Source organism: Pseudomonas sp. EA_65y_Pfl2_P74, from assembly GCF_963970575.1.
GTDB lineage: Bacteria > Pseudomonadota > Gammaproteobacteria > Pseudomonadales > Pseudomonadaceae > Aquipseudomonas > Aquipseudomonas baetica_A.
The window spans coordinates 99,045-109,112 of record NZ_CAXAOQ010000023.1; the positions used below are offsets into that span (position 1 = coordinate 99,045).

Consider the following 10,068-nt stretch of genomic DNA (forward strand, 5'->3'; position numbering starts at 1 on the left):
GCTACCCTTCAAAGCCCCATCTGCTTGCTGATGATCTCGTTCATCACCTCCCGCGTCCCGCCGCCAATCGACAGGATGCGGTTATCCCGATACAGCCGCTCCACCAGACTCTCGCGCATGTAACCCAGCCCGCCGAGAATCTGCACCGCTTCGGTGGTGATTCGGTCCGAGGTGTCCGTGGCAAAGTTCTTCGCCATGGAAATCTCCTTGATGACACTCTGCCCCGCCGCCATTTTCGCCGCTTGCCGATAGGTGAACTCCCGCGACACTTCCAGCGCCGTCGCCATCTCGGCGAGCCGGTGCTTGATCACCTGGAATTTGCCGATCGGTTTGCCGAATGCCTCACGCTCGCGTGCCCACTTCAGGCTCTCTTCCAGCGCCAACTGTGAAGTCATGTTGGCCATCAGCGCCAACGCCAGCCGCTCGCTCTGGAAGTTGCCCATGATGCAGGCGAAGCCCATGTTCTCGGCACCGATCAAGTTGTCGACAGGCACCCGGCAATCGTCGAAGAACAACTCCGCCGTGTCCGACGCCCACCAGCCCATTTTCTTCAACTGGCGGCCGACGGTGAATCCGGGCGTTTGCTTCTCGATCAGCAACAGGCTGATGCCAGCAAAACCCGGCGCGCCGGTGCGAACCGCGACGGTATAGAAATCGGCGCGCACGCCACTGGTGATAAAGGTTTTACTGCCGCTGACCCGGTAGAAATCACCGTCACGCACGGCGCGGGTTTGCAGGTTGGCAACGTCAGAGCCGCCGCCGGGCTCGGTAACGGCCAGCGCACTGATTTTCTCGCCACGGAGCACCGGCGGCACCACGCGATCGCGCACGTGGGGACGCGCCCATTTGACGATCGGCGGCAGGCCGATATCGAGCGAACCCAGCCCCGCCACCAGGCCGCCAGCACCGCAGCGCATCAATTCCTCACTGGCGGCAACCTTGGCGAACACATCGCCTTCATGGCTGCCACCCAGTGCTTCGGGGTAGCCGATACCAAGGATCCCCGCTGCACCGGCCTTCAGATACAACTCACGGGGGAAGCTTTCGGCTTCTTCCCACTCATTGATGTCCGGCAGGATTTCACGCTCGACGAAACGTCTGACGCTGTCGCGAACCAATTGGTGGTTGGGGTCGAAGTATTCCTGGAAGGCAGGCATCGGCAAACTCCACGGAAGGGTTGACCGACGTTAACCGAGCGCTTGCTTGGTTTTCAACAGAATTGTTTGATTCAGACAGACCGAGGCGCGCCATTGGCGAGCAAGCCCGCTGCCACATGGGATTTGTAGCGTATACAAAACCATTGTGGCAGCGGGCTTGCTCGCGAAGGCCTCAGATCAGGCAACACAACTATCAGAGAGAGATCGGCTTACGCCCGGCAAACGAGTGTGCAAGGGTACCGCCATCCACCAACTCCAGCTCACCCCCCAGCGGTACACCGTGGGCAATCCGCGAGGCGATCAAGCCTTTATTGTTCAGCAACTGCGCGATGTAATGCGCCGTCGCTTCACCTTCCACCGTCGGGTTGGTGGCCAGGATCACCTCGGCAAAAGTGCCCGCCTCTTCGATCCGCGCCATCAACTGCGGAATACCGATTGCCTCAGGCCCGAGGCCGTCCAGCGGCGACAGGTGACCTTTGAGCACAAAGTAACGCCCACGGAACCCGGTCTGCTCGACCGCATAGACATCCATCGGCCCTTCCACCACGCACAACAGCGTGTCATCGCGGCGCGTATCGGCGCATTGCGGGCACAGATCGTCTTCGGTCAGCGTGCGGCACTGACGGCAGTGACCGACCCCTTCCATGGCCTGACTCAGGGATTGAGCCAGACGCAGACCGCCGCTGCGGTCACGCTCGAGCAACTGCAACGCCATGCGCTGGGCGGTTTTCTGACCCACACCCGGCAGAACGCGCAGGGAATCGATCAGTTGGCGAATCAAAGGGCTGAAGCTCATGGGTAAAAAGTCCGACAAAACAACGAGACGCGGTTTATACCCGCGCCTCTGGCCAGCGTCAAATACTCAGTCCTGGGCGACCCGCACCACCAGTTTGCCGAAGTTGCGCCCCTCCAGCAGACCGATAAACGCATCGGGTGCCTGCTCCAGGCCTTCGACCACGTCTTCACGGAATTTCACCTTGCCCTCACGCACCCACGGCACCATGTGGCTGATGAATTCCGGCTGACGATCACCGTAGTCATCGAACACGATAAAGCCCTGAATCCGCACACGCTTGGTCAACAGGGTGCGTTGCAGCATCGGCAGGCGATCCGGGCCTTGCGGGGCTTCATGGGCGTTGTAGCCCGCGATCAGACCACACAGCGGAATGCGTGCCTTGGGATTGAGCAATGGCACCACGGCCTCGAACACATGACCGCCGACATTCTCGTAATAGACATCGATACCATCGGGACAGGCCTTCGCCAGTTGCTCGGCGAAATCCGCAGCCTTGTGATCGACGCAGGCGTCGAATCCCAGCACCTCCACCACGTATTTGCACTTTTCGGCGCCGCCAGCCACACCGACCGCGCGCAGGCCTTTGATCTTCGCCACTTGGCCGACCACTGAGCCGACCGCCCCGGACGCCGCCGCGACCACCAGCGTCTCCCCAGCCTTTGGCTGACCGATATCCATCAGGCCCATGTACGCGGTCAACCCCGGCATACCCAGCACACCGAGGGCCATTGAGGGGCTCGGCAACCCTGCCGGAATCGGAATGATATTGCGCCCGTCGCTGATGCTGTGACTCTGCCAACCGGTCGCGCCAACGACCAGATCACCGGTGTGGAATTTGGGGTGGGTCGAGCGTTCGACTCGGCTGACCGCACCACCGGTCATCACTTCACCGATTTCCACCGGCGCGGCGTAGGACGGAGCGTCGCTCATGCGCCCGCGCATGTACGGATCAAGCGACAGGTACAGGGTTTTCAGCAACACCTGCCCGTCTTCAAGCTCTGGCAAGGCTTCGCGCTCAAGGCGAAAATTTTCCGGGGTCGGCGCACCGACCGGGCGTGAGGCCAGGACGACACGTTGATTGAGGGTGAGAGGGTCGGACATGTCAGCGTCTCCTGTGAATGATGAATTCGGCGGTATAGGGAGCAGACCGTGGGTGGCGGTGATGGGTTCGATGTTTATTCGGACCGACCGAGTCGACTTCTTCGCGAGCAAGCCCGCTCCCACAGGGTTAACGCATTTCAAATGTGCGAGCCTGCTCGCGAAGGCGTCAGCCCTGCCAATGCAAAACAATCAGCCAGAAACAAAAATGCCAGGCGCAATGCCTGGCACTTTGTGTAGCTCATCTGTCGCGCAATGGCGAATCAGAATGGCAGTTTCATGCCCGCTGGCAGGTTCATGCCGGCGGTCATGCCGCCCATTTTTTCCTGGCTGCTGGCTTCGATCTTGCGCACGGCGTCATTGACGGCGGCAGCCACCACGGCTTCCAGCATCTCTTTGTCGTCTTCGCTCAGGCCTTCAACCAGGCTTGGGTCGATGCTCACGCTTTTGACGTCGTGACGACCGGTCATCACCACGGTGACCATATCGCCGCCGGCCTTGCCGGTGACTTCGGCGTTGGCCAGTTCTTCCTGCATCTTGGCCATTTTTTCCTGCATCTGCTGCGCCTGCTTCATCAGGCCGGCCATGCCACCTTTCATCATGGGAATCACCTCAAAAGTACTTGGATCAAAACAGCGCCCGGCCTTGGAGAACGAGCGCCTTCAGTTATTAGCCTTGGGCGACCAAGGCGTCGACGGGTTCAATAGTATCGTGTCGCACCACTGCGCCGAACTGCTGAACCATCTGCTGGATGAACGGATCGCCGTGGATCGACTCCTCCGCTTCGCGCTGACGGTTGGCACGGCGACGGGACGCGGCCTGGGCCGGGGTTTCCTGCTCGGGCTTGATCAGTTCGATGGTCAGGCTCAGCGTGCGACCGTGGAACTGGTTCAACGCATCGTTGAGACGACGCTGTTGAGTGGCGTTGAACAAGGCGCTGTGAGCCGGGTCCAGGTGCATCAGCCACTGATCGCCATCAACCGCGATCAGCGTGCAGTTGGCGGCGATGCTGCCCGTCATGCCGGAGATCGGCAGTTTCGGGAACAGTTCCAGCCATTGCAACGCCAGACCGGTGGCCGGCATCGCTGCGGGCTCCGGCTCGGGTTCCGGGGCCGGTTCTGCGGCATGCTCGCTCGCCAGTTCGTCGAGATAGCTGTATGCCGAATCCATGTCCGGCTCGATGTAGTCCTCGTCCAGCGGCGGCTCGTCATCCGTGTCCATGCCCGGCGTGGCGGCATCGACGTCGGCGACCGACGGCTCGGGAATCGGTCCGGCGGCCCACTCCGGCGCGTCCGGTACAACGCTGTCCGGGGTGGGCAACGGCATCGGCGGCAGATCAGGCTGCTCGGCAGCGGTTTCCAGCACGGGGTCGACCGCCGGCTGCTGGGCCGGTTCGGGTTCGGGTTCTACCGGATCGTTCCAGGGCAAGTCGACGACGGCATCGACGACGACTGGCTCAGGCTCGGGCACAGGATCTGGTTCTGGTTCCGGCTCAGGAGCAATCACCGGCGCTGGCTCGGGAGCCGGCGCGGGTGCAGCAGCCGGCGCTGGAGCCGGCGCAATAGCCGCAGCGACCACCGGCGCGGCAGCCACGGCGTTTGCGGAATCAACTGTGGCCTGGCTGATCCCCACTGGCTTTAGCGGTTGCCTCGGGGCGTCCACTGTGTCGGCGGGCCGGAAGGCCAGCATCCGCAACAACACCATTTCAAAGCCACCGCGCGGATCAGGCGCCAGCGGCAAATCGCGACGGCCGATCAGGCCCATCTGGTAATAGAACTGCACGTCTTCGGCCGGCAAGGCCTGAGCCAATGCCAACACGCGATCACGGTCGCCATGACCGTTGTCGACACCTTCGGGCAGCGCCTGGGCGATGGCGACGCGGTGCAGCACGTTGAGAATTTCCGAGAGCACACCATTCCAGTCCGGGCCTTGCTCGGCCAGGTGACGCACAGCTTCGAGCAACGCCTTGGCGTCACCTTCGATCAGCGAATGCAAGACGTCATAGACCTGACCATGGTCCAGTGTGCCGAGCATCGCTCGCACGTCGGAGGCCAGAACCTTGCCTTCACCAAAAGCAATGGCCTGATCGGTCAGGCTCATGGCGTCTCGCATCGACCCGTCAGCGGCGCGACCCAGCAGCCACAGGGCATCGTCTTCGAACGGCACGTTTTCGGCACTGAGGACGTGGGTCAAATGCTCGACCACACGCTCTGGCGTCATGTTTTTCAAAGAGAACTGCAGGCAACGCGACAAAATCGTTGCCGGAAGTTTCTGCGGATCAGTCGTCGCCAGGATGAATTTGACGTACGGCGGCGGCTCTTCGAGGGTTTTCAGCAGCGCATTGAAGGAATGGCTGGAGAGCATGTGCACTTCGTCGATCAGGTAGACCTTGAAGCGCCCACGGCTCGGCGCGTACTGCACATTGTCGAGCAACTCGCGAGTGTCTTCGACCTTGGTGCGGCTCGCGGCGTCGATCTCGATCAGGTCGACAAAACGGCCTTCGTCGATTTCACGACACACCGAACACTCGCCGCAGGGGCTGGAAGTGATACCTGTCTCACAGTTCAGGCATTTGGCAATGATCCGCGCAATCGTGGTTTTACCCACCCCGCGTGTACCGGTGAACAGGTACGCATGGTGCAGCCGCTGGCTGTCCAAGGCATTGATCAGAGCCTTGAGCACATGGGTCTGGCCGACCATTTCGCGGAACGAGCGCGGACGCCATTTACGTGCAAGAACCTGATAACTCATCGAAAACCGTCGCAACGAAGGAAGCTGAAGCGGCTAATGCTAGCGGAGCAAGGGCAAAATTGCATCCGGTGTCCTCGTCTAATGTGGCTAAGCTGCATGAGCGGAGTCTTTTATCGGCTCGGGATCGGGAAATGACCGGAGCGTTTATGCGTTGGGCCTTGGGGGCACTGCTGGGAATCAGCTTGAGCGTGACGGCAGCGCAAACACCACTGCGCTTCGCCGTGCCGGATAGCTGGGCCATGCCGATGGTGCAACTTGAACGCGGTCGTCCGACCCAAGGCATTCTGTACGACATGATGCTCAGCCTCGCGACTCAGGTCGGCGTGCCGGCAGAATTCCACGTTCTGCCCCGGACTCGCGTACAAAGCACCATGGAACACGGCGGAGTCGACGTGCGCTGCTTTGCCGCACAATCCTGGCTGCCGAATCAGTCCGGGGATTACATCTGGAGCATTCCGTTGTTTTTTCAGCGTGATTTGCTGATCAGCCACCAGGATCAGCCTGCCCGCGTCGACACTAACCGACTGCCACGCCAATCCATCGGCACCGTGCTCGGTTACACCTACCCGACCCTGCAAAACCTGTTCGATGCTGATCGACTGCATCGCGAAGACGCCCGAAATCAGGAACAGGTACTGGAAAAACTGCTGGCCGGGCGTTACCGCTATGCCGTGAGCAATCAGTGGACGCTGGACTGGTTCAACCAACGCCTGACGCCTGAAAAGCAACTGCAAGGTGTCGCGATACTGCAGGAGCAGAGCGTGGGCTGCTATGTCAGGAATGACCCAAAGGTGCCAGTGCAGCGCGTTTTACGCACGTTGCTGAGGATGAAAATGTCGGGGGAGATTGATCAGATTATCCGGCTCTATACCGGCAACTCTGAAGTTCACCACTAAACAGCCACCACCGCTCTTTTCCATGCCTGGACTTTTCGGGCTCAAACCTTCGCGCTGTGCATCGGAAAACCCGCCGCCCTCGACAGCTCCCAGATTGTGCCTCGGTGCGTTCAACTGCACCGCTTTCGTGCCATTCCTCGCGACTCGTCTATACATAATCGCGCCCACCCGCATTTGGCACGAGCACTGCAACCCTCCCGCGTCTTCCCCTTTTCAGCAAGGACCACCCCATGACGCAGAACGATGCCGGCAACGATTACCCCCTCAGCGAAGTCCCCATGCACGCGCGCAAAGGCCTGGCCTCGACGGCGATCGTGTTACTGGGCTTCACGTTTTTCACTGCCACCATGTTTGCCGGTGGCAAGCTCGGCGTGGCGTTCAGTTTTAGCGAGATGATGGCGGTGATCATCGTCGGCAACTTGCTGCTGGGCCTCTACGCGGCGGGCCTGGGTTACATCGCCTTCAAGAGTGGCCTCAACTCGGTGCTGATGGGCCGGTTCTGCTTCGGCGAAGTCGGCAGCAAACTCAGCGACCTGATCCTCGGTTTCACCCAAATTGGCTGGTACGCCTGGGGCACCGCGACGGCGGCGGTGGTGATTGGCAAATATTTCGATCTTGATCAAGGCACGGTGCTGGGTTTGATGGTGCTGTTCGGCCTGATGTTCTGCGCCACGGCATATGTCGGCTATCGCGGACTGGAAATTCTCTCCTGCATCGCGGTGCCGGCGATGATGTTGCTGCTGTTGCTGTCGATGTGGGTGGCGACGGTGAAGGTCGGTGGTTTCGAGGGTTTGCTCAGCATCGTCCCGAGCGGCTCGATGGACTGGTCGACGGCGATCACGCTGGTGTTCGGCACCTTCGTCAGCGGCGCAACACAGGCGACCAACTGGACACGCTTCTCACGCTCGGCAAAAGTCGCCGTACTGGCCAGCCTGATCGGGTTCTTCATCGGCAACGGTTTAATGGTGCTGATCGGGGCCTACGGCGCCATCGTCTATCAGCAGCCGGATGTGGTTGAAGTCTTGCTGCTGCAAGGCTTCGCCATGGCGGCGATGGCGATGCTGTTGCTCAACATCTGGAGCACCCAGGACAACACCATCTACAACTTCGCCGTCGCCGGTTGCAACCTGCTGCGCACCGGGCGGCGCAAGACCGTGACCCTCGCCGGCGCGGTGATCGGCACCCTGCTCGCCCTGCTGGGCATGTACGACATGCTGGTGCCCTATCTGATTCTGCTCGGCACGGTGATCCCGCCGATTGGCGGGGTGATCATGGCTGACTTTTTCTACCGTTGGCGCGGGCGCTATCCACGGCTGGTCGACGCACAACTGCCAGCCTTCAACTGGCCGGGGCTTTGGGCTTACGCCGTCGGCACCGTGGCCGCGTTCAGTTCGCCATGGGTCGCGCCGCTGGTCGGCATTGCCGCTGCCGCGCTAACGTATGTCATCGTCACCGGCCTGCTCGGCGCCCGCCGCGCCAGCGCGCCACTACAAGACCTATAAAAAGGATTCGCCTGATGCACATCATCAACGCCCGATTGCGCCACAAGGAAGGTTTGCACCAACTGCAACTCGAAGACGGGTTGATCCGCAGCATCGCCCCCCAGACCGAAGCGCCGTCCCTGGGGCCCGACGACCTCGACGCCGGCGGCAACCTGGTGGTGCCGCCCTTCGTCGAGCCGCACATTCACCTCGACGCCACCCTCACCGCTGGCGAGCCGCGCTGGAACATGAGCGGCACGCTGTTCGAAGGCATCGAGTGCTGGGGCGAGCGCAAGGTCACCATCACCGAAGAAGACACCAAGACCCGCGCCAAGAAAACCATTGAGGCACTGGCCGCCCACGGCATTCAACACGTACGCACCCACGTCGACGTCACCGACCCGCAACTCACTGCACTCAAGGCCATGCTCGAAGTGCGCGAAGAGAACCGGCACCTCATCGACCTGCAAATCGTCGCGTTCCCGCAGGAAGGCATCGAGTCATTCCGCAACGGTCGCGAGTTGATGGAAGAAGCCATCCGCATGGGCGCGGACGTGGTCGGCGGGATTCCACATTTTGAATACACCCGCGATCAGGGCGTCAGTTCGGTGAAGTTTCTGATGGACCTGGCCGAGCGCACCGGTTGTCTGGTCGACGTGCACTGCGACGAAACCGACGACCCGCACTCACGCTTTCTCGAAGTGCTTGCCGAAGAAGCGCGCAGCCGTGACATGGGCGCCCTCGTCACCGCCAGCCACACCACCGCGATGGGTTCCTACGACAACGCCTACTGCGCCAAACTGTTCCGCCTGCTCGGCCATTCCGGGATCAGTTTTGTTTCGTGCCCGACCGAAAGCATTCACCTGCAAGGCCGTTTCGACAACTTCCCCAAACGCCGTGGCGTGACCCGCGTCAACGAGTTGCTGGAGGCTGGCATGAACGTGTGCTTCGGCCAGGACTCCATCGTCGATCCGTGGTACCCACTGGGCAACGGCAACATCCTGCGCGTGCTTGAAGCGGGGCTGCACATCTGCCACATGCTCGGTTACCGCAACCTGCAAAGTGCGCTGGATCTGGTGACGGACAACAGCGCCAAAGCCATGCATCTGGGCGAGCGTTATGGCCTTGAACCGGGGCGCCCGGCGAACCTGTTGATCCTTTCGGCGGACAGTGATTACGAAGTGATTCGTAGCCAGGGTCTGCCGCTGTATTCGATTCGCGGCGCCAAGGTATTGATGAAGCGGCAGATGCCGGTGGTGGAATTCAGCGCCTGAGCGGCTGAAAAATGCCCTCGACTGCCCAGCAAAGCATGCTCTGTGCTGGGCTAGCTGATGGCACATCGCCAAGAAATATTTCGCATTACTTTCCCGGAGCCCCCATAGACCGGGGCCCTCACCGTATGTGCGCAACTTTTTGCGCAACTTTTTACGTTTAACATCCAGCTCCCATCTGCATCCCCCTACACAGATGCACTACGCCCACGGATTACCGGCGCTGTCTCAAGGAGTCTGAGATGTTCAACCTGGCCAACGAAACCCACTTCAGCCTCAAGGTCGAAGACTACGTGGGCGACCTGCAAGTGCTGTCGTTTGTCGGCACCGAAGGCATCAGCCAGCCGTATCGTTTCGACCTCGAACTGGTCAGCGAAAACCCCGATCTGGACCTGGAAAAACTTCTGCACAAGCAGGCGTTTCTCGCATTCGATCCGCAGGGCTCAGGCATCCACGGCCAGATCTACCGCGTCGCCCAGGGCGATGCCGGTAAGCGCCTGACCCGCTACAAAGTGTCGATGGTGCCGCAACTGCAATACCTGCATCACCGCACCAACCAGCGCATCTACCAGCAAATGTCGGCGCCGAAAATCATCGCGCTGATCCTCGAAGAACACG

The 10,068-nt window shown here is 60.8% G+C and carries 9 protein-coding genes; 4 read left to right on the forward strand and 5 right to left on the reverse strand.

Going from position 1 to position 10,068, the window contains the following annotated elements; translation table 11 throughout:
- Positions 1-8 precede the first annotated feature (8 nt).
- The 5 genes from AACY18_RS19015 to dnaX form a co-directional block, all read right to left on the reverse strand.
- The gene (locus tag AACY18_RS19015) at positions 9-1,157 is read right to left on the reverse strand and encodes an acyl-CoA dehydrogenase family protein (RefSeq protein ID WP_339465689.1); all 1,149 of its coding nucleotides are present in this window, start codon (positions 1,155-1,157) and stop codon (positions 9-11) included.
- Positions 1,158-1,350: 193 nt separating this feature from the next.
- Positions 1,351-1,953 (reverse strand): recombination mediator RecR, encoded by a 603-nt coding sequence (recR, locus tag AACY18_RS19020; RefSeq protein ID WP_339432583.1) that lies wholly within the window; start codon positions 1,951-1,953, stop codon positions 1,351-1,353.
- A gap of 66 nt (positions 1,954-2,019) precedes the next feature.
- A complete protein-coding gene (locus AACY18_RS19025; RefSeq protein ID WP_339432584.1) occupies positions 2,020-3,054 on the reverse strand; it encodes an NADP-dependent oxidoreductase in 1,035 nt (344 codons plus the stop codon).
- Between the two features lie 260 nt (positions 3,055-3,314).
- Positions 3,315-3,653, reverse strand: a complete 339-nt coding sequence (locus tag AACY18_RS19030; protein ID WP_008088817.1) for a YbaB/EbfC family nucleoid-associated protein — start codon at positions 3,651-3,653, stop codon at positions 3,315-3,317.
- A gap of 67 nt (positions 3,654-3,720) precedes the next feature.
- Positions 3,721-5,802 carry a DNA polymerase III subunit gamma/tau gene (dnaX, locus tag AACY18_RS19035; RefSeq protein ID WP_339465690.1) on the reverse strand — a complete coding sequence of 694 codons (2,082 nt, stop codon included), beginning with the start codon at positions 5,800-5,802 and terminating at the stop codon, positions 3,721-3,723.
- Positions 5,803-5,948: 146 nt separating this feature from the next.
- On the opposite strand from dnaX, the gene AACY18_RS19040 reads away from it, so the two are divergent.
- The 4 genes from AACY18_RS19040 to AACY18_RS19055 all read left to right on the forward strand — a co-directional run.
- A complete protein-coding gene (locus tag AACY18_RS19040; RefSeq protein ID WP_339432593.1) occupies positions 5,949-6,698 on the forward strand; it encodes a substrate-binding periplasmic protein in 750 nt (249 codons plus the stop codon).
- 230 nt (positions 6,699-6,928) lie between these two features.
- Entirely contained in the window at positions 6,929-8,200 is a 1,272-nt protein-coding gene (codB, locus tag AACY18_RS19045) for a cytosine permease (protein WP_339465691.1), read from the forward strand.
- A gap of 14 nt (positions 8,201-8,214) precedes the next feature.
- The gene (gene codA / locus AACY18_RS19050; protein WP_339465692.1) at positions 8,215-9,453 is read left to right on the forward strand and encodes a cytosine deaminase; all 1,239 of its coding nucleotides are present in this window, start codon (positions 8,215-8,217) and stop codon (positions 9,451-9,453) included.
- 239 nt (positions 9,454-9,692) lie between these two features.
- The coding region (locus AACY18_RS19055) for a contractile injection system protein, VgrG/Pvc8 family (protein ID WP_339465693.1) at positions 9,693-10,068 on the forward strand (376 nt) is incomplete at its 3' end.